At 73.8% G+C, this 26,068-nt stretch carries 29 protein-coding genes; 12 read left to right on the top strand and 17 right to left on the bottom strand.

Annotated features, from left to right (window positions below; translation table 11 throughout):
* Window positions 1-50 precede the first annotated feature (50 nt).
* From ACIP6W_RS16050 to ACIP6W_RS16060, 3 genes are read left to right on the top strand one after another with little or no spacing between them, the layout of a single operon-like run.
* Complete coding sequence (locus ACIP6W_RS16050) at window positions 51-1,055, top strand: NAD(P)-dependent oxidoreductase (RefSeq protein ID WP_209685841.1); 1,005 nt, start codon at window positions 51-53, stop codon at window positions 1,053-1,055.
* Entirely contained in the window at window positions 1,048-1,875 is an 828-nt protein-coding gene (locus ACIP6W_RS16055; protein WP_209685839.1) for an MBL fold metallo-hydrolase, read from the top strand. Before ACIP6W_RS16050 ends, ACIP6W_RS16055 begins: the two co-directional genes overlap by 8 nt.
* Window positions 1,872-2,813, top strand: coding sequence for a 3-oxoacyl-[acyl-carrier-protein] synthase III C-terminal domain-containing protein (locus tag ACIP6W_RS16060; protein WP_066656122.1), 942 nt, complete (start codon window positions 1,872-1,874; stop codon window positions 2,811-2,813). Before ACIP6W_RS16055 ends, ACIP6W_RS16060 begins: the two co-directional genes overlap by 4 nt.
* Window positions 2,814-3,021: 208 nt before the next feature.
* Here the strand turns inward: ACIP6W_RS16060 and ACIP6W_RS16065 are convergent, their stop codons facing one another.
* Window positions 3,022-3,480, bottom strand: coding sequence for a DUF4383 domain-containing protein (locus tag ACIP6W_RS16065; RefSeq protein WP_400430434.1), 459 nt, complete (start codon window positions 3,478-3,480; stop codon window positions 3,022-3,024).
* Between the two features lie 214 nt (window positions 3,481-3,694).
* On the opposite strand from ACIP6W_RS16065, the gene ACIP6W_RS16070 reads away from it, so the two are divergent.
* Both ACIP6W_RS16070 and ACIP6W_RS16075 read left to right on the top strand, forming a co-directional pair.
* The gene (locus tag ACIP6W_RS16070; protein WP_209685835.1) at window positions 3,695-4,615 is read left to right on the top strand and encodes an ABC transporter ATP-binding protein; all 921 of its coding nucleotides are present in this window, start codon (window positions 3,695-3,697) and stop codon (window positions 4,613-4,615) included.
* Window positions 4,612-5,469 (top strand): ABC transporter permease subunit, encoded by an 858-nt coding sequence (locus tag ACIP6W_RS16075; RefSeq protein ID WP_066656118.1) that lies wholly within the window; start codon window positions 4,612-4,614, stop codon window positions 5,467-5,469. Before ACIP6W_RS16070 ends, ACIP6W_RS16075 begins: the two co-directional genes overlap by 4 nt.
* A gap of 100 nt (window positions 5,470-5,569) precedes the next feature.
* Here ACIP6W_RS16075 and ACIP6W_RS16080 read toward each other — a convergent pair whose 3' ends face one another.
* Entirely contained in the window at window positions 5,570-5,911 is a 342-nt protein-coding gene (locus tag ACIP6W_RS16080; RefSeq protein WP_066656115.1) for a hypothetical protein, read from the bottom strand.
* A 172-nt stretch (window positions 5,912-6,083) separates the two neighbouring features.
* Between ACIP6W_RS16080 and ACIP6W_RS16085 the strand changes: the two genes are divergently transcribed.
* A complete protein-coding gene (locus ACIP6W_RS16085; RefSeq protein WP_066656113.1) occupies window positions 6,084-6,707 on the top strand; it encodes an LppP/LprE family lipoprotein in 624 nt (207 codons plus the stop codon).
* 19 nt (window positions 6,708-6,726) lie between these two features.
* Here ACIP6W_RS16085 and ACIP6W_RS16090 read toward each other — a convergent pair whose 3' ends face one another.
* Window positions 6,727-7,419, bottom strand: a complete 693-nt coding sequence (locus tag ACIP6W_RS16090) for a hypothetical protein (RefSeq protein ID WP_400430436.1) — start codon at window positions 7,417-7,419, stop codon at window positions 6,727-6,729.
* Between the two features lie 53 nt (window positions 7,420-7,472).
* Here ACIP6W_RS16090 and ACIP6W_RS16095 point away from each other — a divergent pair, with 53 nt between their 5' ends.
* Window positions 7,473-8,537: a YeiH family protein gene (locus ACIP6W_RS16095; RefSeq protein WP_251155784.1), complete on the top strand. Its 1,065-nt coding sequence runs from the start codon at window positions 7,473-7,475 to the stop codon at window positions 8,535-8,537.
* Window positions 8,538-8,913: 376 nt separating this feature from the next.
* On the opposite strand, the gene ACIP6W_RS16100 is transcribed toward ACIP6W_RS16095, so the two are convergent.
* From ACIP6W_RS16100 to ACIP6W_RS16120, 5 genes are all read right to left on the bottom strand, one after another.
* Window positions 8,914-9,990 carry an ABC transporter permease gene (locus tag ACIP6W_RS16100; protein WP_400430439.1) on the bottom strand — a complete coding sequence of 359 codons (1,077 nt, stop codon included), beginning with the start codon at window positions 9,988-9,990 and terminating at the stop codon, window positions 8,914-8,916.
* Entirely contained in the window at window positions 9,987-10,868 is an 882-nt protein-coding gene (locus ACIP6W_RS16105; protein ID WP_209685826.1) for an ABC transporter ATP-binding protein, read from the bottom strand. The genes ACIP6W_RS16100 and ACIP6W_RS16105 overlap by 4 nt, the downstream gene beginning before the upstream one ends.
* A gap of 130 nt (window positions 10,869-10,998) precedes the next feature.
* Window positions 10,999-11,706 carry a response regulator transcription factor gene (locus tag ACIP6W_RS16110; protein ID WP_066656102.1) on the bottom strand — a complete coding sequence of 236 codons (708 nt, stop codon included), beginning with the start codon at window positions 11,704-11,706 and terminating at the stop codon, window positions 10,999-11,001.
* Entirely contained in the window at window positions 11,688-12,956 is a 1,269-nt protein-coding gene (locus tag ACIP6W_RS16115; protein ID WP_400430441.1) for a sensor histidine kinase, read from the bottom strand. Before ACIP6W_RS16115 ends, ACIP6W_RS16110 begins: the two co-directional genes overlap by 19 nt.
* Before the next feature lie 10 nt (window positions 12,957-12,966).
* Window positions 12,967-14,205, bottom strand: coding sequence for an MFS transporter (locus ACIP6W_RS16120; protein ID WP_400430443.1), 1,239 nt, complete (start codon window positions 14,203-14,205; stop codon window positions 12,967-12,969).
* A gap of 23 nt (window positions 14,206-14,228) precedes the next feature.
* Here ACIP6W_RS16120 and ACIP6W_RS16125 point away from each other — a divergent pair, with 23 nt between their 5' ends.
* Window positions 14,229-14,783, top strand: a complete 555-nt coding sequence (locus tag ACIP6W_RS16125) for a TetR/AcrR family transcriptional regulator (RefSeq protein ID WP_066656095.1) — start codon at window positions 14,229-14,231, stop codon at window positions 14,781-14,783.
* A 105-nt stretch (window positions 14,784-14,888) separates the two neighbouring features.
* Here the strand turns inward: ACIP6W_RS16125 and ACIP6W_RS16130 are convergent, their stop codons facing one another.
* Complete coding sequence (locus tag ACIP6W_RS16130; protein ID WP_209685816.1) at window positions 14,889-15,560, bottom strand: peroxiredoxin-like family protein; 672 nt, start codon at window positions 15,558-15,560, stop codon at window positions 14,889-14,891.
* A 199-nt stretch (window positions 15,561-15,759) separates the two neighbouring features.
* Entirely contained in the window at window positions 15,760-16,221 is a 462-nt protein-coding gene (locus ACIP6W_RS16135; protein WP_066656091.1) for a RimK/LysX family protein, read from the bottom strand.
* 68 nt (window positions 16,222-16,289) lie between these two features.
* Between ACIP6W_RS16135 and rimK the strand changes: the two genes are divergently transcribed.
* From rimK to ACIP6W_RS16155, 4 genes are all read left to right on the top strand, one after another.
* Complete coding sequence (gene rimK / locus ACIP6W_RS16140) at window positions 16,290-17,468, top strand: 30S ribosomal protein S6--L-glutamate ligase (RefSeq protein ID WP_058727301.1); 1,179 nt, start codon at window positions 16,290-16,292, stop codon at window positions 17,466-17,468.
* A gap of 68 nt (window positions 17,469-17,536) precedes the next feature.
* Entirely contained in the window at window positions 17,537-18,610 is a 1,074-nt protein-coding gene (locus ACIP6W_RS16145) for a 3-oxoacyl-ACP synthase III (protein ID WP_066658652.1), read from the top strand.
* Window positions 18,607-21,381: an alpha/beta fold hydrolase gene (locus tag ACIP6W_RS16150; protein WP_400430446.1), complete on the top strand. Its 2,775-nt coding sequence runs from the start codon at window positions 18,607-18,609 to the stop codon at window positions 21,379-21,381. The genes ACIP6W_RS16145 and ACIP6W_RS16150 overlap by 4 nt, the downstream gene beginning before the upstream one ends.
* Window positions 21,378-22,352, top strand: coding sequence for an NAD-dependent epimerase/dehydratase family protein (locus ACIP6W_RS16155; RefSeq protein ID WP_400430448.1), 975 nt, complete (start codon window positions 21,378-21,380; stop codon window positions 22,350-22,352). The genes ACIP6W_RS16150 and ACIP6W_RS16155 overlap by 4 nt, the downstream gene beginning before the upstream one ends.
* 27 nt (window positions 22,353-22,379) lie before the next feature.
* Here the strand turns inward: ACIP6W_RS16155 and ACIP6W_RS16160 are convergent, their stop codons facing one another.
* From ACIP6W_RS16160 to ACIP6W_RS16190, 7 genes are all read right to left on the bottom strand, one after another.
* Window positions 22,380-22,793, bottom strand: a complete 414-nt coding sequence (locus tag ACIP6W_RS16160) for an MFS transporter permease (protein WP_251155789.1) — start codon at window positions 22,791-22,793, stop codon at window positions 22,380-22,382.
* Window positions 22,790-23,959, bottom strand: coding sequence for an Asp23/Gls24 family envelope stress response protein (locus ACIP6W_RS16165; protein WP_251155790.1), 1,170 nt, complete (start codon window positions 23,957-23,959; stop codon window positions 22,790-22,792). Before ACIP6W_RS16165 ends, ACIP6W_RS16160 begins: the two co-directional genes overlap by 4 nt.
* Window positions 23,960-24,024: 65 nt before the next feature.
* The gene (locus tag ACIP6W_RS16170; RefSeq protein ID WP_066656081.1) at window positions 24,025-24,195 is read right to left on the bottom strand and encodes a CsbD family protein; all 171 of its coding nucleotides are present in this window, start codon (window positions 24,193-24,195) and stop codon (window positions 24,025-24,027) included.
* Between the two features lie 129 nt (window positions 24,196-24,324).
* On the bottom strand, window positions 24,325-24,888 hold the full coding sequence (locus ACIP6W_RS16175) for a hypothetical protein (protein WP_400430450.1): 564 nt from the start codon (window positions 24,886-24,888) through the stop codon (window positions 24,325-24,327).
* A complete protein-coding gene (locus tag ACIP6W_RS16180) occupies window positions 24,885-25,460 on the bottom strand; it encodes a DUF6286 domain-containing protein (protein ID WP_066653411.1) in 576 nt (191 codons plus the stop codon). Before ACIP6W_RS16180 ends, ACIP6W_RS16175 begins: the two co-directional genes overlap by 4 nt.
* Before the next feature lie 12 nt (window positions 25,461-25,472).
* A complete protein-coding gene (locus ACIP6W_RS16185) occupies window positions 25,473-25,805 on the bottom strand; it encodes a hypothetical protein (RefSeq protein WP_066653408.1) in 333 nt (110 codons plus the stop codon).
* Complete coding sequence (locus ACIP6W_RS16190; RefSeq protein WP_066656066.1) at window positions 25,802-25,993, bottom strand: DUF2273 domain-containing protein; 192 nt, start codon at window positions 25,991-25,993, stop codon at window positions 25,802-25,804. The genes ACIP6W_RS16185 and ACIP6W_RS16190 overlap by 4 nt, the downstream gene beginning before the upstream one ends.
* Window positions 25,994-26,068 lie beyond the last annotated feature (75 nt).

Raw genomic sequence — 26,068 nt, forward strand, 5'->3', positions numbered from 1 at the left:
CCCCGAGCCTAGGGGCCGTCGGCTCCTGCCGGGCTCGTAGGATCTGGGGCATGGGGGGAGCAGGCACCGGGGAGCGCGCGCTGGTCACGGGGGCGAGCGGGTTCGTCGGCGGTCACGTCGTGCGGACCCTGCGCGAGCACGGCTACCGCGTCACGGCGTCCGGTCGGCGGGCATCGGCGCTGCCCGCCGGGGACGTCCACGTCGGCGACCTCGACGACCTCGCCCGCGCGGACGTCCCCGCCGACGTCGTCGTGCACTGCGCGGCGCTCAGCTCGCCGTGGGGCCCGTGGTCGGCCTTCGAGCACGCCAACGTCACCGGGACCGCCCGGGTGCTCGAGTACGCACGTCGCGTCGGGGCGCGGCGGCTCGTGCACGTGTCGTCGCCCGGCATCTACGCCGCACCGCGCGACCGGCTCGACATCCGTGAGGACCAGGTCGACCCGAGCCGCCCGATGAACCACTACATCCGCTCGAAGCTGCACGCCGAGGCGCTCCTCCGCGCCGCGACCGGCGACCCCGACGGACCCGAGATCGTCGTCCTGCGGCCGCGCGGCATCATCGGTGCGGGCGACACCGGACTCGTCCCGAGGCTGCTCCGTGTGCACGAACGGGTCGGCGTGCCCCTCCTGCGCGGCGGACGCGGACTCGTCGACCTGACCGCCGTCGAGAACGTCGCGCACGCCGTCCGGCTCGCGGCCGAGGTGCCCGGGGCCGCCGGGCTGGCGTTCAACATCACGAACGGGGACCCGCGTCCGTTCGTCGAGCTCCTCGACCAGCTGCTCACCGGACTCGGGGTCCGGCCGCGGCACCTGCACCTGCCGGCCGGGCCGGTGTCCGCGCTGGCCACCGTGCTCGAGGCCGTGTGCACGGTGCTGCCCGGGCAGCCCGAGCCGCCCATCACCCGGTACACGGTGACGACGATCACGCACTCGCAGACCCTCGACCTGACCCGGGCCCGGCAGGTGCTCGGCTACCAGCCGGTCGTCGGGCTCGACGAGGCACTCGCGAGCTACGCGACCGCCGGCCGGCGCTTCGGTGGGCAGCCGCGTGGCTGAGCGCCCGGTCGGTACCCTGCGCGCTGCCGCCTGCGGGTGGACGACCCACGACGTGCACGGTCTGCTCCGCGGTGCACCCCGTGGCCGTCGGGTCTTCCCCGCGAACGTCTTCCACTGGTCCGGTCCGGACCGCTCCGTGCTGTTCGACACCGGGTACGCACCCCTGCCGTGGCGCACGGGTGCCGCCGGGTGGCTGTACCGACGCCTGCTCCCGCCCGTCGTCCCCCCGGGCAGCACACTCGCCGACGCGATCGACACGGACGACGTCACGCACGTCGTCCTGTCGCACCTGCACCCCGACCACGTCGGCGGGCTGGCTTCCGTGCCGCACGCGCGGGTGCTGGTCTCCGAGGGCGTGGCCCGGAGCACCGCCCGCCCGCGGGTGCTCGCCGGGCAGCTGCGGGGGCTGCTGCCCGCGGGGCTCGTCGACCGGCTGCAGGTCGTCCCGGACAGCGCCTTCGGCCCCGCCCCGACCGGGCCGCTCGCCGCGGTCGGTCTGTCGACGGCCGACCCGTTCGGCGACGGTCGCACGCGGCTCGTCCGGCTGCCCGGGCACGCCGACGGGCACCTCGGCCTCCTGGTCGAGGACCGTGTGCTGCTCGCGGGCGACGCTGCCTGGAGCCGCGACCTGCTCGGACGCGAGCGCGACCTGCGCCTCCTGCCGCGTGCGGTCGCCCACGACGCCCGATCGCAGCGCGACACCGCCGAGCGCCTGCTCGCCCTCGAGCGCGCAGGTGTCAGACTGCTGTTCAGCCACGACGAGCACCGGACCGGGGTGGACCTGCTCGTCGACGACGACGAGGACCGAGGGGGACCATGAAGCACTGCGCCATCGCCGGGTGGGGGACGGCACTGCCGGACCGGACGGTCACCTACGGCAGCGGTGCCCGCACCGTCACCCGGTACCGCATCGCCGACGACGTGTCGCACCTCGACATGCTCGCCACGGCAGCGTCCCGAGCCATCGAGCACGCCGGCATCGACGCCGCCGACCTCGACCTCGTGATCGCCGCCTGCGCCGCCGGCGTGCAGCCGATCCCCTGCACGGCGGCACTCGTGACGGAGCGGGTCGCGCCCGACGCCCGAGCGGCCGCGTTCGACGTGAACTCGACGTGCACGAGCTTCATCACGGCACTCGACATCGCCTCCCGCTACCTGGAGGACGGCGACCACGACCGGGTGCTCATCGTCTCCGGGGACGTCGGGTCACGTTTCCTCGACCCGGCGCAACGGGAGTCCGCCGAGCTGTTCTCCGACGCTGCGGCCGCGGTGGTGCTGACGCGCGGCGACGGGACGCAGGGGGTGCTGTCGGCGCTGCAGCAGACCTGGCCGGAGCACGCCCACGACACCGAGCTCCGGGGCGGCCTGTCCCGGTACCCGGCGCAGCAGTACGCCGACGGCGACCCCGCTGACTACCTGTTCGACATGCACGGCCGGCGCGCCCTGACCGGGATGCTCCGGGTCCTGCCCGGGTTCTTCGCGCGGTTCTGGGAGCGCAGCGGTCTCGGGCTGGACGACGTCGACCTGGTCGTACCGCACCAGGCCAGCGGCGCGATCGGGCTCGCGATGCGCCGGCTCGGGATCCCGACGGACAAGTACGTCGACGAGGTCGCGGCGTTCGGGAACTCGGTCTCGTCGTCGGTGCCGTTCATGCTCGCGCGGTGCCTCGACGACGGTCGGCTCCGGCGCGGGGACACCGTGCTGCTCTGCGGGACGGCTGCCGGCCTGACCGCGAACGCCCTCGCGCTGCGCCTCTGACGCGCCCGCGGTCGGCGCTGCGCCTCTGACGCGCGCGCGGTCGGCGCTGCGGCTCTGGCGCGCGCGGTCGGCGCTGCGCCGGGTTCGCCGGGGACACGACGACGCCCCCGCCGCTGCTGCGACGGAGGCGTCCGATGACCCCTGATCCCCGGGGAGGCCACCGCTGGTCCGGTGGACCGCCCAGCACCGGGCGGTCCACCGGGGTCGGTCAGCGGGTGGTGCGTCCGGCGCGGGGCAGGAGCACGCCGAGGACGATCATCGCGACGGCGAGGAAGGCGTGCAGGACGTTGTCGGCGCTGTTCAGCGGGACGAAGTTCGCAGCCCCGGCCATGCCGGCGACGAAGAGGCCGAAGACGAACAGCACGGCGTAGACGATGCCGCCGATGAGCAGGTACGAGCGCGAGCCCGCGGCCGAACGGGCGGCGAGCAGGCCGACGATGCCGAACAGCAGGTGCACGATGTTGTGGAGCACCGACACCTGGAACAGGCCGAGGAGCATGGCCATCGAGCTGTTGCCCGCGAAGGACAGCGTGCCCATGTCCATCGTGAGTCCGGGGATGAACCCGGCGATGCCGACGATGAGGAAGACGACGCCGAAGAGCAGTGCGCCCTTCTGGACGAGGGTCGACGCGAAACCGGTACGGGGTGATGCTGCGTTGCTGGTCATGGTGCGGTCCTTCCGAATGCGTTCCACGACGGCGTCTCCGGGTCACCGCGCAGGGGCAGCGTCGTCGTCGTACAGGGGTTTCGGAGCAGGTGCGCAGCCGGATTGGTGCGCCGTCCGGGTGTCCTTCCAGCGCGGCGTCCTCCTGCGGGATGACCCCGGGTCTCCGCCCCAGGGGGGACGCGCTCGACGGTGTTCCGGAAATAGCGTGGACCACGTGATCGAGATCGAGCATCTGTCCAAGCGCTACGGCGCCAAGACCGCCGTCGACGACATCTCCTTCGTCGTCCGTCCCGGCAGCGTCACCGGCTTCCTCGGGCCGAACGGCGCCGGGAAGTCCACGACCATGCGGATGATCATGGGCCTCGACACGCCCACGTCCGGACGCGTCCGGGTGAACGGCCAGGACTACCGGTCCTTCCGCGACCCGCTCCGCCAGGTCGGCGCGCTGCTCGAGGCGAAGGCCGTCCACTCCGGGCGCAGCGCGTACAACCACCTGCTCTCGCTCGCGGCGACGCACGGCATCCCGAAGTCCCGCGTGCACCACGTGATCGAGCTCACCGGCCTCGAGTCGGTCGCGAAGAAGCGCGTCGGCGGGTTCTCCCTCGGCATGGGGCAGCGGCTCGGCATCGCGGCGGCACTGCTCGGCGACCCGAGGACCCTGATCCTGGACGAGCCGGTCAACGGCCTCGACCCGGACGGCGTCGTGTGGGTGCGCCAGCTCGCCCGGCACCTGGCGTCCGAGGGACGCACGGTCTTCCTCTCCAGTCACCTCATGAGCGAGATGGCGCAGACGGCCGACCGCGTGGTCGTGCTCGGCCGCGGCAAAGTCCTGGCCGACGCCCCGATCGCGGAGTTCGTCGCGGGCAGCGGACAGGGCGGCGGCGCACGGACCCTCGTCCGGACCCCGCACCCCGACCAGCTCTTCGATGCCGTGGGATCAGCGGCGTCGTCGATCACCCCGCGCGAGGACGGCGCCTTCGTGGTCGTCGGTCCCGACGCACAGCAGATCGGCACCATCGCCGCCCGGGCCGGCGCGGTGCTCCACGAACTCACCCCCATGGGTGCGAGCCTCGAGGAGGCGTACATGGCCCTCACGAAGGACGAGGTCGAGTACCAGGCGGAGGTCGCACGATGAGCGCCGCGACGGCCACCGCGATGCCCGACCGCGTCGGACTCGGGTTCGGTCGACTCGTCCGCAGCGAGTGGATCAAGTTCCGCAGCATCCGGTCGACGTGGTGGTGCTACGCCATCATCGTCGCGCTGACCATCGGGCTCGGTGCGCTGCTCGGGCTCTACGCGCCGATCGTCGGTCTGCCCGAGGGCGCCGAGGTGACCCAGGCGGTCGCGAACGCCCAGATCGTCAACCTCAGCATCTCGTCGGTCGGCTTCACCGTGCTGGTCGCCGCGGTCCTGGGTGTCCTCATCATCACGGGTGAGTACGGCACCGGGCAGGTGCGCTCGACCTTCACGGCCGACCCCGGGCGCACCGGCGCGATCCTCGCCAAGGCCGTCGTCCTCGCCGTGGCCACCTTCGTGGTCAGTGCAGCGGCGACGTGGATCGGGGTCGTGCTCGTCGCGCTGTTCCAGGCGGACAAGGGCGTGCACGCCGACCTGGCCGACCCCGCCGTCTTCATGCCGATCCTCGGTTCGTCGGTCTACGTCACGGGGATCGCACTGCTCGCCTTCGGCATCGGCCTCCTGGTCCGGTCGAGCGCCGGTGGCATCGCGATCGCGCTCGGCGTGCTGCTCGTCCTGCCGATCGTGCTGCAGCTCTTCGCGGGGCTGGTGGACCAGCAGTGGCTCCTCGACGTGTCCCGCTTCCTGCCCGACCAGGCCGGCAGCCAGCTCTACACCTACGAGCGGTCCGCGGGCCAGCCCGCACCCGAGGGCGTCGTGCTGAACGGTTGGGCCGGCGGCGGGGTCCTGGCAGCGTGGGTCGTCGCGATCGGTGTCCTCGCCCTGGCCGCGGTCAAGAAGCGCGACGTCTGACGACGAGCCGCGCGGCCCGCGAGGCGGGGCGTGACGGAACGGAGGCTCGGTGCCGACCGGCACCGAGCCTCCCGTCCGTCCGCAGCCGGGTACGGGCGGTTCAGGCCGCCCGTGAGAACAGCCCGCGCAGGGCGCGCGTCAGTCGCCACGAGCGCCGCGGCTGCTGGACGACCTCGACCGCGCGGGTCGGCATCCGGAAGGCGAGGTCGTGGAGCATGTTCCGCTTCGAGCCGTCCCAGTTCGCGAACAGGTAGGAACCGCCGATGAACGACATGCTCCGGACCGGCGTCCGCTTCCACGAATCGGCCGCGACGTAGTAGCCGGCGTGCCCGGCGCGGATGTGGTCGATGACGGTGTCGACGTCGAAGACACCGGTCGTGGTGACGACGGTGGTGATGCCCGTCCGGTCGCGGGCGACGTACTCGATGAGGTGTTCGGTCACGGCGTGCTCTGATCTGTGTCTGACTCGACCGGCCCGTGAGGTCGGTGCTCGGGAGGTGTTCGGAACCGCCCTTGCTTCCGCCTGGATGGTACGCCGACAGGCGGTGGGGTCTCCAGGCGTCGGTGCGGTCGGGGGATGAACATCCGGGCAGCGCGGCGGGCAGGGTGGTCCCATGCGCACCACACGTCACTCCCGTCCCGCCGGCCTGCTCCTGATCGTCGCCGGGGCGTCCCTCGCCCTCGCGGGGTGCACCGGCGGGGGCGCCGGTGGCCCGACCGCGACCGTCACGCGGACGGTCACGCCCTCGAACTCGGCGTCGTCCTCGTCGTCGACGACGGGCAGCGGGACCCCGGGCCCGTCGTCGACGCCGACCGTGACACCCTCCTGCGGACCGTCCGACGGGGCCGCCGCCGCCGCTGGTCCGATCGCCGACCTCCCGCTGCCCGCCGGCCTCGAGTCGGCGCGGTGGGACGCGTCGAACGCCGACACCTCGGTCTACGACGGCTGCGCCGCGCTGTCCGCGGTGACCGTCAGCGTCGTCGACGGCACCGCGAGCTCGCCGGTCGCGATCCTGCTCTTCCACGACGGGACGTACCTGGGGACGGCGACGAAGGAGCAGTACCCGTTCGTCCCGCAGGTGACGCGGGAGTCCGCGGGGACGATCCGCGTCGAGTACCGCTACCCGCAGGGTGCGGACAGCAACGCCGACCCCTCCGGCCGAGCGACCGCGACGTACACGTGGGACGACGCTGCCGGTCGCGTTGAGATGTCCGGAGACGTCCCGCCCGCCCGGTGACGTCCCGCCGCCCTGTCACTCAGCGCGGTGCTCCGCGTCGACCGGCGGACCCGGACCCGGACCCGGGCCCTGACCCGGGGCGCAGCGCCCGCAGCACGTCCCGCAGGACGTCGAGCCGGGGCTGGGACGCGCTGAACGGTCGACCGAGTGCCGAACGCGGTTCGAGGACGAACGGTCCGCCGTCCGTCAGCGTGAGCCACAGCCCGTAGTCCCTCCGTCGTCCGCGGTGGTCCTTCGTGGCCAGGTCGATCCGTGCGACGCGCGTCCAGGGGATCGTCACCACCGGGTCGGGTGACACGGGGGACCAGCCGAGCAGCCCGCTCCGGTCGACGGTGACGAGCGCGATGCGCGGGTCGGGGAGGTCCTGTCCGGCGATGGTCCCGCGCGCGGAGACCGGGAGGTGGAACGCCGGTCGACCCTGGCCGTGGCCGTGGCCGTGGCCGTGCGCGTGCCGGAGCGCACGTCGGTCCCGTCGTCCGTCCCGCCAGGCGCTGATCGGCGCGACGACGCAGCCCACGGCGCCGAGCAGCGGCAGGAGGACGGCGATCGAGCCGCGGCCGGTGAGCGACGCCTGGTCGACGAACCGGGCCTCGACGACGAGCATGCCGACCGCGACGGCGAACAGGCCGAGCGCGCCCGCGACGAACGGCCACAGCGGCGGTACGACGCCGTCGCGCAGTCGCTGCACCCACGGCTCCGACTGATGGTCCACCACCTCAGCCTGCCCGTACCGCCTGGGCACGGAACGGTGGGATGCTGGACCGCATGCCCCTGTCCCGCCCGGCGCTCGCCGCTGCCCTGCCCGGTGTCGCGCTCGCCGTCGTGATCGGCGTCGCCGCGACCCTGGTCGGCCGCGCGGTCCCGGTCGTCGGCGGTCCGGTGCCGGCCGTCCTGCTCGGTGCGCTGGTCGGCTGGCTCGTCCGGCGTCGACGGGCCCAGGACGACGGAGCAGCCGACCTCGGTGGGCTCCAGCCCGGCGTGAAGTTCGCGTCGAGCCGCGTCCTGCAGGCAGCGGTCGTGCTCCTCGGCGCACAGCTGTCGATCGGCGAGGTGCTGCGCATCGGCGGCGAGACCCTCCCCGTGATGCTCACCACGCTCGTGGTGTGCCTCGTCGCGGCGTGGGGGATCGGCCGGCTGCTCCGGGTGTCGAGCACGCTCCGGACGCTCATCGGGGTCGGCACGGGCATCTGCGGCGCATCGGCCATCGCCGCCGTCACCCCCGTGGTCGGTGCCGCCAGCGCCGAGGTCGCCTACGCCCTGTCGACGATCTTCCTCTGCAACATCGCCGCGGTCTTCGTCTTCCCGCTCGTCGGCCACGCGCTCGGCCTGTCCCAGCACGCGTTCGGCGTCTTCGCCGGGACCGCCGTGAACGACACGTCCTCCGTCGTCGCGACCGCCACGGTCTACGGCCGTCAGGCGACGGACACCGCCGTCGTCGTCAAGCTCGTGCGGACCCTGATGATCATCCCGATCGTGATCGGGCTCGCCGGCCTGGAGGCGCGCCGCACAGCCCGCACGCAGCCCGCCGCCGTCGACGGTACGGGTCGCGCCGGGGGCGTCCGCGTGCTGCGGCTGGTCCCGTGGTTCCTGGTCGGCTTCCTCGTCGTGGTCCTGCTCCGGACAACCGGGGTCCTGCCCGCGGCGGCGGCCCCGGGGTTCTCGACGGCGGCGACGTTCCTCATCACGGTGGCGCTGGCGGCCGTCGGGGTCTCGACGGACTTCGCGGCGCTCCGCCGGGCCGGGTTCCGGCCGATGCTGCTCGGCATCGTGCTGTGGGTGCTCGTCGCGGGGACGAGCCTGGGCGTGCAGGCGGCCTTCGGCCAGCTCTGACGGGCCCGGCGTGCGGCGGCGGCGCCGTCGCGTCGGCGACGCCTGCGTGGCGTGACGTGCTCCTGCACAACGGAAGGCACGTCGCGCCGTGCGGTTCCGTGGCGTGACGTGCTCCTGGTTGTGCGGGGCGCCCCGCGCCCGGCGCGGCTGCGTTCCGGACGGGAGGCACGGTGCGGTCCGGCACCGTGCCTCCCGTCCGGCGGCGCCAGCGTGGCGTGACGTGCTCCCGCACAACGGGAGGCACGTCACGCCGCGCGGTTCCGTGGCGCGACGTGCTCCTGGTTGTGCGGGGCGCCCCGCGCCCGGCGCGGCCGCGTTCCGGACGGGAGGCGCGGTGCCAGCCGGCGCCGCGCCTCCCGTCCGTCGTGCGGCGACGTCAGCCGCGGATCGCCTCCGTCAGCTTCACCCGTCCGCCGGTCCGGAGCAGCGCGTTCTCGTAGATGCGCGCGCCCACGGCGACGACCACGACGACCGACGCGGCGACGAGCAGCAGCGACAGGATCGGCTCCCACCACTCGGCGGTCCCGAGGAAGATCCGCATCGGCATCCCGATCGGCGCGCTGAACGGGACGTACGACATGATCCCGACGATCGTCTCGTTGTCCGCCGCCGAGACGATGAGGATGTACGGGATCATCACGAGGAGCATCACGGGCATCGTGACACTGCCGACGTCCTCCTGGCGGGACACGAGCACGGCGGACGCGGCGAACAGCGCGGCGATGAGCACGAAGCCGACGGCGAAGAAGCCGACGAACCACAGCACGCTGGGGCCGAGCAACGTGAACAGGTTGTCCTGCCCGGTGACCGCGAGGGCCACGGCGCCGGCGATCGCGATGGCGATGATCTGCGCGAACGCCATGATGCTGCTGCCGAGCACCTTCCCGGCGAGCAGGGCACGGGCCGGGATGGCGGCCATCAGGATCTCGACCACCCGCGTCGACTTCTCCTCGACGACGCTCTGCGCGATCGACGACCCGAAGGTCACGGCGGAGGTGAAGAAGACGACGCCGAACAGGATGCCGATGGCGGACACCAGGCCCGCCGAGAGCGTGCCGGGCTGCAGGAGCTCCACCGCAGGGGTGACGCTGAGGGCACCGACGACGTCGGTCGGGGTGTCCTCGAGCCCGACGACGCTGTACCCGAGGGTGTCGTCGGACGGCACGACGGCGGCGTCCACGTCACCGCTCCGCACGAGGCGCTCGGCCTGGGCGACGGTGGTGGTCGGGGTGACGTCGAGGCCGTCGGCGGACTGGAGCGAGACGCCGTCGACCACCGCGACGGGCGTGGTGTCGTCTGCGGTCGCCTTGCCGATGATGCCCGCGATGACGACGGACACGACGACGGCGAGCACCAGGATCGCGGCGGAGACCACGAAGGCCTTGCTGCGGACGCGGGCCTGGATCTCGCGGACGGTCACGAGCCGGACGGCGTCGACGAAGTGGCTGGTCATCGGACGACCTCCCGGAAGACCTCGCTGAGACGGGGCACGCGCGGGGCGAACGAGCCCACCGTGCCGTGCTGGACGGCGCGCTGCAGGATGCGCTGCGCCGTGGGCTCGTCGGCCTCGAACACCGCGTACCCGCCGTCGAACTCGCGCACGGTCACGCCGGGTTCGTCGCGGATCCACGCGACGTCGCCGTCGACGAGCAGCTCCCACGCGGCGGGGCCGGCGCTGCGGCGCAGGTCCTCCTGGGAGCCGGCGGCACGGATCGTCCCGTCGGCGATCACGACGACGTCGTCGCACAGCCGCTCGACCACGTCGAGCTGGTGGCTCGAGAAGAGCACCGGGACACCCCTCGCCGCCTGCTCGCGGAGCACGCCGAGCACGGTGTCGACGGCCATCGGGTCGAGGCCCGAGAACGGCTCGTCGAGCACCAGGACCTCGGGGTCGTGGACGAGTGCCGCGGCGACCTGCACGCGCTGCTGGTTGCCGAGCGAGAGCTTCTCGACGGCGTCGCTCGCGTGCTGCGTGAGGTCGAGTCGTTCGAGCAGCGCGGTGGTCCGCTGCCCCGCGGTCCGCTTGTCGACACCGTGCAGGCGTGCGAGGTAGGTGATCTGCTCGGCGACCGGCATCTTCGGGTAGAGCCCGCGTTCCTCGGGCATGTAGCCGAAGCGGCGGCGGTCGGTCGGGCCGACCTCGGTGCCGTCGATCGACACGCGCCCGGAGTCGGCCTGCAGCACGCCGAGCAGGATCCGCATGGTGGTCGTCTTGCCGGCGCCGTTGCCGCCGACGAACCCGGTCAGCCGGCCGCTGCCGACCGAGAACCCCACGTCGTCGAGCACCCGGCGGTCGCCGAAGTGCTTCGTCACGCCTTCGATGGTGAGCATCGCCCGTTCCCCTTCCGCCGGCGGTCCTCGCCGACGTCTCGACGCTACGGTCCGGGAGGCGCTGCCCACCTCCGGCGGGAGGCGGGACTTCCCGACGCCCCGGCTCCACCGCGCGGGGGAGCGGGGTCCGTCAGGCCGCGGAGGAGACGCCGTGCTCGAAGGCCCACACGACCGCCTGGATGCGGTCGCGCACGCCGGTCTTCTGCAGGACGTTCGACACGTGCGTCTTCACGGTCGCCTCGCCGACGAAGAGCGCGCGGGCGATCTCGGCGTTGCTGCAGCCGCGCGCGAGCAGTCGCAGGACCTCGGCCTCGCGTTCGGTGAGCCCCGCGGCGGCGATGGCGGCCGCACCGTCGTCGACCGGGGACGCCGTGTGGCCGGCGTGCGCGGGGCAGGTGGGGCCGTGCCCGGCGGTCGCGCGGCTGATCACCCGGCGCGTGACGTCGGGGGCGAGCAGGGCGTCCCCGGCGGCGACCGTGCGGACGGCGTCGATCAGCCGTTCGGGGGAGGCGTTCTTCAGCAGGAACCCGCTCGCCCCCGCCTCGAGCGCCTGGAACAGGGCGTCGTCGTCGTCGAACGTGGTGAGCACGAGCACCGCCGGCGGGTCCGGGAGCGCGCCGATGCGTCGTGCCGCCTCGAGCCCGTCGACGCCGGGCATCTGGACGTCGAGGCACACGACGTCGGGTCGCAGCGCGACGACCGCGTCGACCGCGGCGCCGCCGTCCGGGGCCTCGCCGACCACGCGGAAGCCCGGCTCGGACTCCAGGATGACGCGGAAGCCGGCACGCACCAGGTCCTGGTCGTCCGCGAGCACGATCGTCAGGTCGTCGGCAGCCATGCCCGTACCAGGTACCCTCCCCGGGCGCGGGGCCCGATCTCGATGCGACCGCCCACGGCGGCGACGCGCTCCCGCATGCCGACGTGGCCCAGCCCGCTGCCGGCGGGGTCGCGGACCGCGCCGGCGCCGTGTCCGTCGTCGGCGACCTCGACCTCGATGCCGTCGTCGAGGTACCGCAGGCGCAGGTCCGCGCGGGCGGTGGGGCCGGCGTGCTTGACGACGTTCGTCACGGCCTCCTGCGCGATGCGGAACGCCACGGCCCCGACGGTCGGCGGCACCGAGCGCTCGTCACCGACCACGACGAGCCCGGCGTCCCGGCCCGAGGAGCGGACGGCGTCGACCAGCTCCGGCATCCGACCGAGCCCGGCCGTGCTCGGCGCGGTGTCGGTCGCGCTCGCGCCGGGGTCGTCCTCGCGCAGGGTCCCCAGCATGCGGCGGAGTTCCTCGACCGCGGTGCGTGCGCTGTCCTCGACCACCGTGAGCGAGGCGGTCGCCTGCTCCGGGTCGCGGCCGACCACGCGTCGGGCGGCTCCGGCCTGGACACCCATCAGCGACACGTGGTGGGCCACGACGTCGTGCAGCTCGCGGGCGATCCGCACGCGCTCGAGGGTGATCGCCTGGGCAGCCGTGCGCTCTCGTTCGGCGGCGAGCTCCGCGGTGCGTTCGGCGAGGTCGTGCTTGGCCACCGCGGCTGCCCACGCGCGGTTGCCGGCGTACCAGGCGCCGCCGAAGTACAGCACGTTGATGAGGATGTTGACGAGCGAGTACGCGATGTACGGCGGGATCAGGGCGTCGTCGTCGTTCGGCAGCGCGTTCGGCACCGCCCACCCGAACGAGAGCGCGAGGAACACCCACGCGAACATCCCGCCGATGATCACCCAGCGGACCACCTCGGCGCGGATCCGGTCCGAGCACCACGCCCCGACCGTGTACAGCGCGATGAAGAGGGTGAAGTTGACGAGGATGATCTCGGGGACGTGGAGCAGCTGTGTCGCGGTGAACGCCAGCGCGGACACGACGGCGACGGTCATCGGCCAGCGGCGGCGGAACGCGATCGGCGCGGCGTTCGCGACCACCATGAGCGCCGACACCCACCACGGCGCCTGGTCGTCCTCGTAGACGCCCGCGGCGCCGTACAGCGTGGTCGTGACGGCCAACCCGACGCCGAGCACGAGCGCGAGCAGTGCGTCCTGCCGGTGCTCCCGCGGTCCGACGGGCAACCGGGCCCACCCCTCCCTCGTCCACCCCATGCGGGCAACGCTACCGGGTGGGCGCCGCCGGCCGCAGGTCCCGCCGGGCGACGACGAGCGGTGTGGTGGCAGCGACCGCCACGACGGCGGCTGCCGCGGTGAAGGTCGTCGCCGTGCCCGCGGGCCCGACCAGCACGCCGGCCGCCGCTGCCCCGAGTGCCTGGCCGGCGACGAGCACCACGAAGAGCAGCGCGGTGCCCGCGGCCGCGTGACCCTGGTCGATCTCGGTCGTCCAGGCGATGAGCGCGCCCGTCGCCGCGGTGTAGCCCCACCCGAACAGCGCGCACGCCACCAGTGCGGCCCCGACGACGTGGGGCAGCAGGCCGAGCGTGAGCACCGCGACGGCGGCGAGCGTCGTCGTCAACAGCCACAGGCGGGCAGCGGGCAGCCTGCTCGTCCACCGCGCCGTCACCGCGACCGAGGCCCCGCCGACGCCGAGCGCGATCCACGCGACGACCGTCAGTCCGCTCGGCACGCCGGCTCCGACGAGCGCCGAGCGGCCGTAGGTCCAGACCACCGCCGAGCCCGCACCGAAGAGGAGCGCGACCACGACCGGCACGACCTGTGCGCCGAACCACGACCGGCCCGGGAGCGCCGCGTGGAGCGCGGGGCGCCGGGGCGCGGAGCGCCGGACCGCGGGGTGCCGGAGTGCGGAGCTCTGAGCCGGGGCGGAGCGCGCGTCCGGTGCCCCGCGCCCGGCCGCGAGGAACACCACCGCACCGACCAGCAGCGTGACCACGCCGGCGGCGGCCCAGGCGGTGCGCCAGTCCGGCAGCAGCACGAGCGCGAGGACCCCGGCCGCGACGAGCCCCGGGCCCGTCCCGGAGTTCACCACAGCCTGGGCCCGGTCGCGAGCGGCGCCGTCGAGCCGGCCGGCGACCAGCTGCACCATCGCCGGCGACGCCAGCCCGGCCCCGGTCGACGCCACCACGGCGGCCACCCCGAACACGACGGTCGTCGCGCTCGCCGCCGTCGTGATCGCGCCGAGGCCTGCGGTGAGCGCCGCGCCCACGACGAGCCACCGGGCGGCGCGGCCCGCGAGCAGGAACCCGACGACGGCACCGGTGCAGTACAGGACCGAGGCGCCCGAGGACACCGCACCGCCGACGTCCGCGCCGAAGCCGAGGTCGCGCTGGACGTCCGGCAGGAAGAGCCCGAACGCCAGGCGCACCAGGCCGTAGGTCGCAGCGACGAGCCCCAGCCCGCTCGCGAGCAGGACGGAGGTCGGTAACGAAAACGATCGTTTCACTTCTGCGACCCTAGGCTGGCTGCATGGCGATGCGTCCAGGGACCGAGCAACGGGTGCTCGACGCCGCCGAGGAACTGTTCTTCACCCGCGGGATCGCGGCGACCCCCGTCGACGCGGTGCTCGAACGCGCGGGGGTGTCGTCGGCGACGCTCTACCGCGGGTACCCGAGCAAGGAGGCCCTGGTCGCCGCGGCGCTCGACCGACGACACGACGACTGGGTCGCGACGTGGGACCGTGCCCTCGAGCGGGCGACCGACGACCGCGGCCGCCTGCTCGCCGTGTTCGACGCGCTCGACGAGTACCGGTCCACCCCGACGGGCTCCCGCTGGTGCGCCTTCCTCGGCACCGCTGCCGAGTACGTCGATGCCCCGGAGGACCTGCGCGCCGTCCTCGACCGCGAGACCGACACCCTGCGACGGCGGCTGACGGAGACGGCTCGTCCGCTCGTCGGCGACCGTGCCCCGGCGCTCGCCGAGCAGCTGCTGCTCGTCGTCTCGGGTGCGCTGGCGATGCGCCTGCGCGACCCCGCTGCGGACTCCGCCACCGCACGCGCGGTCGCGTCCGCACTCCTGCCCTGACGGCCGCGCCGCGGTGCGGTCGGGAGGCGCGGGCCGGGTGACGGACGTCCGTCACCCGGCCCGCGCCTCCCGTCCGCCCCGGTCGGCTCCGCGCCGAGCGGCCGGTCAGGGCGCGGGGACCACCAGGGCGTCGACCGCGGTCAGCACGTCCGCGACCTCGGTGCGCGTCGTGTAGTCGACGTGCACGTCAGCGGAGCGGACCACGCCGTCCGCGTCGATCACGAAGACCGACGGGAACGGGATCGCCGCGGTGTCGTCGGCGTTGCTGTCGGCGACGTCGAACCCGAGCTGCGTGTGCGCCGCCCGCGCGGCGTCGCTCGGCTCCGTGACGATGCCGAAGCGTCCGGCGAGCACGTTCTCCGGGTCGGTCAGCACCGGGAACTCCAGCTCCCCGTTCGCGATCGACTGCTCGGCGGCCTCCGGAGTCTGCGGCGAGACCGCGACGAGCTGGACGTCCCGCTCCCGCAGCGCCGGCAGGAGCTCCTGCTGGTAGGTGCGCAGCGTGATGTTGCAGTAGGGGCACCAGGCGCCGCGGTAGAAGACGACGACGGTCGGTGTGGAGCCGCGGACGGCGGCGAACGACGTCTCGTCGCCGGTCGGGGTGACGAGTCGCGCGTCCGGGGCGGTCTCGCCGACACCGACGACCCCGTCGGGCACCCCCGAGGCGCGCAGGTCGGCCTGCTCGCCGTCGAAGACCGCGGACAGCTCCGGGCCGATCTGGGTGGTGAAGCCCTGGTTGAAGTCGTCCACCTGGCGGGCGATGGTCTGGTCGGTCACGTCGGTCTCCTCGGGTCCGGGACGCCGGCGACTGGGCCGGTGCGTGGAGCGTAGGCACGTCACCTCGGCGGGGGAACGGGCGTCGTCACGGAGCGTCATCCGGGCTGCGGAGCGCGACCCGAGCGGCGGACGGGAGGCGCGGATCCGACCCGCCCCGCGCCTCCCGTCCGCCGTGGTGCGGAACGCGCGGCCCCGCGCCTCAGGCGCGACCGCGGTTGCGCCGCCGGATCTCCTTCGGGGCCCGGCCGGCCATGAACGACCGCGCGGGGTCGACCAGGAAGCCCTGGCGCAGCGCCTCGCGGCCGACGAGCATGCGGAAGCCCATCTGGTCGCGGTTGCTCAGCGTGACCTCGGCGTCGATCGTGCGACCCGCGAGCGTGATCGGCGTCAGCACGACGATGCGTTCCTGCGTGTGCCCCGTCGAGCTCCGGACGATCCGTCGGTCGTGCACGTCGCACTCGTGCGTGACGGCGTCGGCGTCGGTGTCCTGCCACGGGTGCACCGAGAAGCGGACGCGGTCGCCGGGGAGCTCCTCGAGGTCGAACGCGTGCAGTGCCGAGCTCCGCGCCCCGGTGTCGAGCTTCACCTTGATCCAGGGCAGGTCCAGCCCGGGCAGGGCAGCCCACTCACGCCATCCTGCGATCGTCGGGTTCCGGGCCATGTGCCCATCCTGTCGCATGCTTTGATTGAGCGTCGCCGTCGACGTCTCGACCCCGTGGAGCAACCCCGATGAAACTCGCCATCCTGTCGCGCGCCCCGCACGCGTACTCGACGCAGCGTCTGCGTGCCGCCGCGGTCGATCGCGGCCACGAGGTCAAGGTGCTCAACACCCTGCGGTTCGCCATCGACCTGTCCGGGGACGAGCCCGACCTGCTCTACCGGGGCAAGCTGCTCAGCGACTACGACGCCGTGCTCCCGCGGATCGGCAACTCGATCACCTACTACGGCACCGCGGTGGTGCGGCAGTTCGAGCAGATGGACGTCTACACGCCGAACACGGCGACGGGCATCACGAACTCGCGCGACAAGCTCCGGGCGAACCAGATCCTGTCCCGCCACCACATCGGCATGCCCGCGACCACGTTCGTGAACAGCCGTGCCGACGTCCGCGGGGCGATCGACAGCGTCGGTGGGGCGCCGGTCGTCATCAAGCTGCTCGAGGGCACGCAGGGCATCGGCGTGATCCTGGCACCCGAGGCGAAGGTCGCCGAGTCGATCGTCGAGACGCTGCACTCCACGAAGCAGAACGTGCTCATCCAGGCGTTCATCTCCGAGAGCCGGGGCCGGGACATCCGTGCGCTGGTCGTGGGGGACCGGGTCGTCGCTGCGATGCGTCGCAGTGCCTCCGGCGACGAGTTCCGCTCGAACGTGCACCGCGGCGGCACCGTCGAGAAGGTCACCCTGAGCCCCGAGTACGAGGAGGCGGCGGTGCGCTCGGCGCAGATCATGGGGCTCCGCGTCGCGGGCGTCGACATGCTCGAGGGCAACGACGGACCGCTCGTCATGGAGGTCAACTCCTCGCCGGGGCTCGAGGGCATCGAGCGTGCGACGGGTCTCGACGTCGCCGGCGCGATCATCGACTTCATCGGCAACCAGGTCGCGTTCCCGGAGATCGACGTCCGTCAGCGCCTCAGCGTCTCGACCGGCTACGGCGTGGCCGAGCTCCTCGTGCACACGAACGCGGACCTGGTCGGCAAGACCATCAAGGAGTCCGGGCTCTGGGACCGGGACATCACGGTCCTGACCCTGCACCGCGGCGCCTCGGTGATCCCGAACCCCCGCAGCGGCGTCGAGCTGCAGGCCAGCGACCGCCTGCTCTGCTTCGGCAAGCTCGAGGAGATGCGGTCGATGATCCCGGACCGTCGGCGTCGCCGGTCGAAGGTCCGCAAGCTGCCGAAGGACGCCTGACCGGTGCCGCCCAGCGCACCCGGATCGCACATCCAGGTCGGATGCGGAAGTATGTGTCGGTGACGATCATGACGGAACGACCGGTCGACCAGTCGACGAGCAGCGAACCGGAGCGCCCCGGCAACGCCACGGCGAAGCACCAGAACGTGTCGCTGCTGTCGGTGGCGACGACCGTCGCGGACCGTGTGACGACCTCCGCGGACATCGAGGCGAAGCTCCGCGGGGCGCTGCGTCGGCTCCGTCTCCCGACCGGTCTGCTCGAGCGGGTCGCCGGTGTCACCGAACGCCGCAACTGGGGCGAGGGGCAGACCTTCCAGGACGCCGCGATCGACGCCGGCCGTCGCGCGATGGCCGAGGCCGGCATCCGCCCGGAGGACGTCGGTCTGCTGATCAACACCTCGGTGACCCGTCCGCACCTCGAGCCGAGCGTCGCCGTCCGCCTGCACCACGGGCTCGGGCTGCCGACGTCGGCCATCAACTTCGACATCGCGAACGCGTGCCTCGGCTTCGTCAACGCGATGAGCGTCGCCGCGGGCATGATCGACTCCGGGCAGATCAAGTACGCGCTCATCGTGGACGGCGAGGACGCCGACCAGGTGCAGCTCAACACGATCGACCGCCTGAACCAGGGTGGTCGGAACCGCAAGGACTTCATGAGCGAGTTCGCGAGCCTGACCCTCGGGTCCGGCGCCGCGGCCGCCGTGCTCGGCCCGTCCGACGTCCACCCCGAGGGGCACCGCATCATCGGCGGCGTCACCCGCGCGGCGACGCAGTGGTACGACCTGTGCGTCGGCAGCGTGGACGGCATGTTCACCGACGCGAAGATGCTGCTGAAGGGCGGCATGGAGCTCGTCGTCGCCGCCTGGACCGAGGCGCGTTCGCACTTCGACTGGCAGGACATGGACCGCTACGTGCTCCACCAGGTCTCCGACGTGCACACGAACGCCTTCGTCGAGGCCATCGGCATCCCGCGCACGAAGGTCCCGACCACCTACCAGCGCTACGGCAACGTCGGCCCGGCGTCGATCCCGATCACCCTGGCCGACGAGGTCGACCGCGGCGGCATCACCCGCGGTGACCGCGTCTTCCTGGGCGGCGTCGGCTCCGGCATCAACACGGCGATGATGGAACTGCGCTGGTGAGGTCCGGCCTCCCGCGCGTCGCTGCCAGCACGTCCCCGGCGACGCTCCCGCCGCCCCTGCCCGGACTCGACCCGGCCTGGTCCCGTCTGGTCACCGTCCCCGAGTCGCCGGACGGCCGGCCGGGAGGCACACACCAACCCGCGCGCACCTGGCACCTCCTCGACACGGCCGGTCAGCTCGAGGCACTCGGCGTCACCCCGGTCGGCACCCTGCTCTGCGTGCACGGCAACCCCACCTGGTCCTACCTCTGGCGGTCCGTCGCGGCCCGCACGCTCAGCGTCGCCCGGGCCGGTGGCCCGGCCTGGCGCGTGATCGCCGTCGACCAGCTCGACATGGGCTTCTCGGAGCGCACCGCCGACCAGCACCGTCTGGCCGACCGCGTGCGCGACCTCGGCGCCCTGACCGACGAGCTCGGACTCGCCGGACCCGTCGTCACGCTCGGGCACGACTGGGGCGGCGTCGTCTCGCTCGGCTGGGCGGTCGACCACCCCGACCTCGTCGTGGGCGTGGCGACGTGCAACACCGCCGTGCACCAGCCCGACGACGCCCCGATCCCCGCACCGCTGCGGCTGGCCCTGCGTCCCGGCGTGCTCGGTCGCGGCACCGTCCTGACGCCCGCGTTCCTCGAGACGACGCTCGCCATCGCGCACCCGACGCTCGACCGGCCGACCGCCGACGCCTACCGGGCGCCGTACCGCGGAGCAGCCCGCCGCGGGGGCATCGGCGGGTTCGTGGCGGACATCCCCGTCGACGCCGCGCACCCCAGCGCGACCGAGCTCGACCGGATCGCGGCCGGTGTCGCGGCTCTCGAGGTCCCGGCGCTCGTCATGTGGGGACCGCGTGACCCGGTGTTCCTCGAGCGGTACCTCGACGACCTGGCCGACCGGTTGCCGCACGCCGACGTGCACCGCTTCGAGGGTGCCGGTCACCTGCTTCCGGACGACGCCGACGTCGCGGGCACGGTGCTCGACTGGCTCGGCGACCGCCTGCCGGACGGGCACGCGCCCGGCGGCGGCGAGTCGAGCCTCCAGGCCGACGCCCGGACGGCCGACGCCCGGACGGCCGACGCCCGGACGGCCGACGCGAGCGACGCGACCGGCGCGACCACCGAGGGCCCCGCGACCGACCGACCGCTCTGGGCAGCCCTCGACGACCTCGCGGACGACGCGAGCCCGGCGCTCGTCGAGATGGCCGCTCCCGGCGGCCCGCGGACGGTCTCGTGGCGGCTGCTCGCCCGCCGTGTCCGCGAGGTCGCCGTCGGTCTCGCCGACCTCGGCGTGCGTCCCGGCGACCGCGTCTCGTTGCTCGTCACGCCAGGGGCCGACCTGACGGCCGTCCTGTACGCCTGCGTCCGGATCGGTGCCGTGGTCGTCGTCGCGGACGCCGGCCTCGGTCTGCGCGGGCTCACCCGTGCCGTCCGCGGCGCCCGGCCGGACTGGGTGATCGGGGCGCTGCCCGGTCTCGGAGCTGCGCGCGCACTCGGGTGGCCGGGTCGACGCATCGCGACGGTCGCGCTCCCGGCCCCCGCGCGAGCGGTCCTCGGCGTGGAGCACACCCTGACCGAGGTCGCCCGACGTGGCGCCCGACGACTCGCAGCCGGAGCAGACCTGCCCGCTGCACCGTCGCCGGACGCACCCGCGGCCGTCCTGTTCACCTCGGGCTCGACCGGTCCGGCCAAGGGCGTCGTCTACACGCACGGGCAGCTCACCGCGGTGCGGGACGTCCTCGCGGCGCAGTACGGCGTCGGCGTCGGCACGGGGCTGGTCGCCGGCTTCGCGCCGTTCGCCCTGCTCGGTCCCGCCCTCGGTGCCCGGTCGGTGGCCCCGGACATGGACGTCACCCGTCCGCGCACGCTGACGGCGTCGGCGGTGGCCGACGCGGTGGCCGCCGTGGACGCGACCGTGGTGTTCCTCTCACCCGCAGCGCTGGCGAACGTCGTCGCGACGGCACCGGCGCTGGCGGCCGGCGACCGCGATGCCCTCGGTCGGGTGCGTCTGTTCCTGTCCGCGGGGGCACCGGTGCCCGCCGCGCTCCTCCGGGCGGCCACCGACCTCATGCCGAACGCAGCGGCGCACACGCCCTACGGCATGACCGAGGGCCTGCTCATGACGGACGTCGACCTGGACGGCGTCCGGTCGGCGGGTTCCGCTCCCGACGACGGCATCTGCGTCGGTCGACCGGCGGTCGGTGTGCGCGTGCGGATCGCGCCGCTCGACGCCGACGGCGCACCGACCGGAGACCTCACGGAGCAGGCCGGCGTCACGGGCGAGGTTGTCGTCGCGGCCCCGCACGTCCGCGACCACTACGACCGACTCTGGCGCACGGACCGCGTCTCGCGGCTCGGGGTCGACGACCCGCGCGGGCACCGCACCGGCGACGTGGGGCACCTCGACGCCGACGGGCGCCTGTGGATCGAGGGCCGGCTCCAGCACGTCGTGACGACCCCGCACGGTGTCGTGACACCCGTCGGACCCGAGCAGCGCGTCGAGCGCGTCGACGGCGTCGGCCGTGCCGGCATCGCGGGCACCGGACCGTCCGGCACCCAGCAGGTCGTCGCCGTGGTCGAGACGGTCCCCGCGGCCCGGCGTCCCGGCCTCGCGTCGGCCGAGCTCGCCGCCGCCGTCCGCACCGCCGCCGGGGTCCCGCTCGCCGCGGTGCTCGTCGTCCCGGTGCTGCCGACGGACGTCCGGCACAACTCGAAGGTCGACCGCGCCCGGCTGTCGCGATGGGCGACGACGGTGCTCGGCGGCGGCCGGATGACCCGCCCGTGAGGGTCCTGGTCACCGGTGCCAGCGGCTTCCTCGGTCGGGCGACCGCCGCTGCCGTCCGGGACGCCGGGTACGACGTCCGCACGTTCCAGCGTCGGCCGTCCCAGGTCGACGGTGTGGAGGACTCGCTCGGCACGATGACGGACACCGCTGCGGTCGCGCGCGCGGTCGAGGGCGTCGACGCCGTGGTGCACCTGGCGGCGAAGGTTTCGCTCGCCGGGGACCCGGCCGACTTCGCGCGGGTCAACATCGCCGGGACGAGCGCGCTGCTCGACGCCGCGCGGGCCGCCGGGGTGGGGCGCTTCGTCTTCGTGTCGTCGCCGTCCGTGGCGCACACCGGGTCGTCGCTGGCCGGCGCCGCTGCCGACCCCGCCGAGCCGATGGCCGCCCGCGGGCACTACGCGCGGACGAAGGGCGCCGCGGAGCTCCTCGCGCTGGCGGCCGACGAGCCGGGCTTCGCGGTCGTCGCCGTCCGCCCGCACCTGGTGTGGGGACCGGGCGACACGCAGCTGGTCGGACGCATCGTGGACCGGGCACGTGCCGGTCGGCTGCCGCTCCTCGACTCGGGCGCCGCGCTCATCGACACGCTCTACGTCGACAACGCGGCCTCGGCGATGGTCGCTGCGCTCGAGCACGCGGCGGACGACGCCGTGCACGGCAACGCCTACGTCGTGACGAACGGAGAGCCGCGGCCGGTGGGGGAGCTCCTGGCGGGCATCTGCACCGCGTCCGGCGTCCCTGCACCGCGGCTGCACGTGCCCGCCGCCGTCGCCCGTGCAGCCGGGTCCGTGGTCGAGGCGGTGTGGCGTGTGCGTCCGGGGGCGGACGAGCCGCCGATGACGCGGTTCCTCGCCGAGCAGCTGTCCACCGCCCACTGGTTCGACCAGCGACGGACGCGCCACGACCTCGGCTGGTCCCCGACGATCACGATCGACGAGGGCCTGGCCCGCTTGGCGGCCGCCGCCGGACACTGACCGGCCGTCGGTCGGGTGGGCGGACCGTCAGCCGGTGAAGCGCTGCCAGAGCTCGGTGACGATCGGCCACACGTCGCCCGCGCGGTCCGCCGAGGCGATGGCGATCGTCACCACGGGGTAGGCCGTGACCGCGAGGCTGACCAGGACCGCGAGCACGACGGCGAACACCGACGTGACCGTGTGCCGTCGGGTCAGCGCCCAGAGCAGCAGGGCGAGGACCACCACCAGGCCGAGCACGGTGACGAGGGCGATCCGGACGAACGGGAACGGCACGAGCCCCGCTGTGGTGGCGGTCACGCCGCCGAGGAACCCGACGAGCGGCAGGTACCCGCCGAGGGCCACGGCGAGCACCAGCACGATGCCGATGCCCGACGTGGTCCAGACGCCGCGCGGGCGAGGACGCCGGGCGGTGGTGCCCCGGCGTCCCGCCCACGCGGTCATCGCTGTGCCTCGCCGTCGCCGCTGCCGCTGCGGTGGGCGGCGGCCTGGTCGTGGCGGGCGTCGGCCTCGTCGCGGACGACGTCCGCGGCGTGCTCGATGCGGTCGGCCGCCTCGTCCAGCGCGTCGGCGACCTGCTCGTCCGCGGCGGGTGCGCTCTCCACCGACGGCTCGTCGGCGTCGGTGCTGCCCTCGCGACGTGCACCGTCCGCTGCGTCCTGCGTCGCGGTCACCGCGTCCTGCGTCGCGGTCGCTGCGGAGTCGGCGGCGTCCGAGGCCGCTGCGCCCGCGTCGGCCGCGGCGTCGGTCGCTGCCGAGGCAGCACCGGAGGCACGGTCGCGGACCTCCTGCGAGGCGTCCGCCGCGGCGTCCTTCGCCGCGCTGACGGCCCGCTTCGCCGCGTCGCCGGCGTCGGAGGACTTCTCCGCGGCACGCTCCGCCGCGTCGGATGCGGTCTCGCGCGCCGTGTCGACGGCGACGGCCGCCTTCGCCCGCGCGGTGTCCACGGCGTCGGACGCCCGCTCGCGCAGGTCCCCCGCGGTCTCCCGTGCCCGGTCGACGGCGTCGCCGGCGGCGTCGCGTGCGCGACCGGCGGCCTCGCGCGTGGCACCCGCCGCGTCCTGCGCGGCGTCCCGTGCACGCTCGGCGACCTCGGCGGCACCGCCGCGGACGTCCTCCGCGGCACCCGAGACGGCCTCCTTCGTGCGGTCCACCGCATCGCCCACGGCCTCCCGGGCCCGGTCGACGGGGGTCGGCTCGTCGTCGAAGGGTCCGTGCACGTCGAGCACGCGGACGTCGACCGTGGTGGGCTGTCCGGCGCCGAGCTGCGACACCGCGGCGGCCACCTGGCGGCGGACCTCTTCGGCGACCTCGCGGACGGGCTGCGGGTAGCTGATGACGACGGACACGGTCACGTCGAGCGTGCCGTCGTTGTCGTCGACCTGCACCCCGGGCGCTCCGGCGGTGCGGCCGAGCTGCGAGCGGACGCGGTCGGCGGCGCGGGCGACGAGCCCGCCCAGGTGGTGGACGCCCGGCACGCCGAGCGCCGTCTCCGCCGCGGTGCGGGCGGCGACCACCAGGGGCCCGGCATCCTCGGGGAGCGGGGTGGTCAGCTCGGGCGGCAGGTCGACCTCGGTGATCTGCGTCCGGGCGTTCGGATCGTGCTGCATGGCTTCCTCCTCTGTGAACAGGACGGCCGTCGCTCCCCTCGGGGAGCGACGGCCGTGGTCCGCTGTTACTTGAAGACGTCCTTGACGTCCTCGCCGGTCTGCTTGGCGCTCGCAGCGGCCTGGTCCTTCTTGCCCTCTGCGACCTTCTCGTCGTTGTTCGTCGCGTTGCCGAAGGCCTCCTTGGCCTTGCCGGTCAGGTCCTGTGCGGCGTTCTTGATCTTGTCGTCGAGTCCCATGGTGGGTTCCCTTCTCTCTCGTGGGCTGGTGCCCGGTGGTGACGGTCGGGAGGCTCGATCTGCCTCGTCCGACCGGGTTGCGGTGGTGCTGGTGGTGCGTTCGTGTCCGGCGTCGTCCGCCGGGTGGCGTCACTGGACGCGGGTGGTGCGTGCCAGTGCGGTGCGGGTGCCGCCGGTGAGGTGGACCAGGACCGGGATCTGTCGGCCGAGGGTCTGGTCGAGGGTGGTCAGGGCGTGGTCGACGGCGTCGAGGACGGTGACCGCGTCGCCGCCGCGGCGGACGTGGACCCGGATGCGTGCGGCGCGGGTCTTCTTGACCAGGTACGTGTCGACCTTCGCGGCGACGATGTCGTGGACGCCGGTGAGTTCGTGGTCGATGACGTCGCGCACGAGGGCGACGTTCACGGTGACCTGGTCCTCGCCGGAGCGTTCCCGGACCGCGACGCTGGTGCCGCCGCCACCGCGAGTGAACACCACGATCACGGCGAGGACGATGACCACCGCGCAGACCGCGGCGATGATCCACAGTGCCTGGTCGGGCACGGTGACCTGTTGCGGCAGCGTCAGGTAGGGCTGGAGGGCGTCGCGGACGGGTTGCAGGACCCCGGCGCCGATGGTGACACCGACGATGATGGCGATCAGGCCGATCAGGAGCAGCAGGACCCGGTTGACGCCGCGGTTGGTGGTGGTCATGCCAGGGTTCCCTTCTGTTCCACGGTGACCTGCACCGACGAGCCGTGCTTGCCGCCGAGGCGACCGAGCCGGTCCCCGACGGCGTGCTCGACGGCGCTGGCGTCGACGGGGATGCCGGACAGGGGCACCACGTGCACCTGGGTGCGGTGCCCACGAGCGGACGCGGTCGTGTTGGCTTCCGGGACGCCTGCTGCGTGGGCGGCGGCGTTCGCGGCGGTGGAGGCCAGGATGCGGGTGTCGATCACGACCGCACCGCGGTCACGGTCGATCCCGGACCGGGGCTGCCGGCCGGGCTTGAGGGCCAGCACGACCAGGACGATGCCGAGGATCACCAGGGCGGCGGCGATGACCTCGATGATGGTGGTGAACGCGGCGTCGGGCGTGAGGGCGGTGTCGACCACGGTCTGCGGGTCCGCCAGCAGCGGCTGCTGCCCGATGGCCTTCAGGACCGCTTCGGTGCCGATCCACGCCGCGACCAGTGCGACGACGACCAGGGTGATCGCGACCGCGGTGGACCGGGACCGGTGGATGCTGCGACGACGCAGCCGCTTCTCGAGCTGTTCGGTGCTCATGTGCTCTGTCTCCTACCGGACCCGGCCCTCGTGCGCACGCACGATCCCGGTCAGTTCGATGTGGGTCCGACCCACGTGACGGCCCGCCAACTCGCCCACCCTGCGACCCACCGCGTCAGCGGCGGCAGCGGCCGCGGCGACGATGTCGGCTTGTTCGCGCACGGGACCCGTGACGTCGAGGACGATGGACCCCCGGTCGTCGTCGAGTCCCACGCGCAGACGCTTCGCGGGCACGCCGAGCTGTTCGGCTGCGGCTGCCCGCGCCAGCGCCGTGAGCGCTCGTGCGGTGATCTCGACGCGGCCCGGGACGGCAGTCGCGTCGACTCCTACCGGGCCGGCGCTCACCGGGAGCTCCGGCGTCCGGTCAGCACGTCGGTCAGGGCGCCGCGGTCGATCTTCCCGGTCGTGATCGCGGCCACGAGGGCACCGACCAGACCGAACACGATCACCAGGACGAAGCCCCAGAACCCGAACTGCAGTGCCACGACGGCGAGGATGGCGCCGATCAGCGCACCGACGAGTGTGTTACTCAACGCGGGACTCCTTCTTGTCGTCGTTGTCGTCGTCATCACCCGGGATGAAGACGTCCTGGACGGTCACGTTCACCT

The organism is Curtobacterium sp. NPDC088465 (assembly GCF_044753165.1).
Taxonomy (GTDB): Bacteria; Actinomycetota; Actinomycetes; order Actinomycetales; family Microbacteriaceae; genus Curtobacterium.

What these genes read in the sequence shown, in the direction of transcription:
- ACIP6W_RS16050 (WP_209685841.1), top strand. Translation starts at nt 51, where the DNA reads ATGGGGGGAGCAGGCACCGGGGAGCGCGCGCTGGTCACGGGGGCGAGC.
- ACIP6W_RS16060 (WP_066656122.1), top strand. Translation starts at nt 1,872, where the DNA reads ATGAAGCACTGCGCCATCGCCGGGTGGGGGACGGCACTGCCGGACCGG.
- ACIP6W_RS16065 (WP_400430434.1), bottom strand. Translation starts at nt 3,480, where the DNA reads ATGACCAGCAACGCAGCATCACCCCGTACCGGTTTCGCGTCGACCCTC.
- ACIP6W_RS16075 (WP_066656118.1), top strand. Translation starts at nt 4,612, where the DNA reads ATGAGCGCCGCGACGGCCACCGCGATGCCCGACCGCGTCGGACTCGGG.
- ACIP6W_RS16085 (WP_066656113.1), top strand. Translation starts at nt 6,084, where the DNA reads ATGCGCACCACACGTCACTCCCGTCCCGCCGGCCTGCTCCTGATCGTC.
- ACIP6W_RS16095 (WP_251155784.1), top strand. Translation starts at nt 7,473, where the DNA reads ATGCCCCTGTCCCGCCCGGCGCTCGCCGCTGCCCTGCCCGGTGTCGCG.
- ACIP6W_RS16100 (WP_400430439.1), bottom strand. Translation starts at nt 9,990, where the DNA reads ATGACCAGCCACTTCGTCGACGCCGTCCGGCTCGTGACCGTCCGCGAG.
- ACIP6W_RS16105 (WP_209685826.1), bottom strand. Translation starts at nt 10,868, where the DNA reads ATGCTCACCATCGAAGGCGTGACGAAGCACTTCGGCGACCGCCGGGTG.
- ACIP6W_RS16110 (WP_066656102.1), bottom strand. Translation starts at nt 11,706, where the DNA reads ATGGCTGCCGACGACCTGACGATCGTGCTCGCGGACGACCAGGACCTG.
- ACIP6W_RS16115 (WP_400430441.1), bottom strand. Translation starts at nt 12,956, where the DNA reads ATGGGGTGGACGAGGGAGGGGTGGGCCCGGTTGCCCGTCGGACCGCGG.
- ACIP6W_RS16125 (WP_066656095.1), top strand. Translation starts at nt 14,229, where the DNA reads ATGGCGATGCGTCCAGGGACCGAGCAACGGGTGCTCGACGCCGCCGAG.
- ACIP6W_RS16135 (WP_066656091.1), bottom strand. Translation starts at nt 16,221, where the DNA reads ATGGCCCGGAACCCGACGATCGCAGGATGGCGTGAGTGGGCTGCCCTG.
- rimK (WP_058727301.1), top strand. Translation starts at nt 16,290, where the DNA reads ATGAAACTCGCCATCCTGTCGCGCGCCCCGCACGCGTACTCGACGCAG.
- ACIP6W_RS16145 (WP_066658652.1), top strand. Translation starts at nt 17,537, where the DNA reads ATGACGGAACGACCGGTCGACCAGTCGACGAGCAGCGAACCGGAGCGC.
- ACIP6W_RS16160 (WP_251155789.1), bottom strand. Translation starts at nt 22,793, where the DNA reads ATGACCGCGTGGGCGGGACGCCGGGGCACCACCGCCCGGCGTCCTCGC.
- ACIP6W_RS16165 (WP_251155790.1), bottom strand. Translation starts at nt 23,959, where the DNA reads ATGCAGCACGATCCGAACGCCCGGACGCAGATCACCGAGGTCGACCTG.
- ACIP6W_RS16170 (WP_066656081.1), bottom strand. Translation starts at nt 24,195, where the DNA reads ATGGGACTCGACGACAAGATCAAGAACGCCGCACAGGACCTGACCGGC.
- ACIP6W_RS16175 (WP_400430450.1), bottom strand. Translation starts at nt 24,888, where the DNA reads ATGACCACCACCAACCGCGGCGTCAACCGGGTCCTGCTGCTCCTGATC.
- ACIP6W_RS16180 (WP_066653411.1), bottom strand. Translation starts at nt 25,460, where the DNA reads ATGAGCACCGAACAGCTCGAGAAGCGGCTGCGTCGTCGCAGCATCCAC.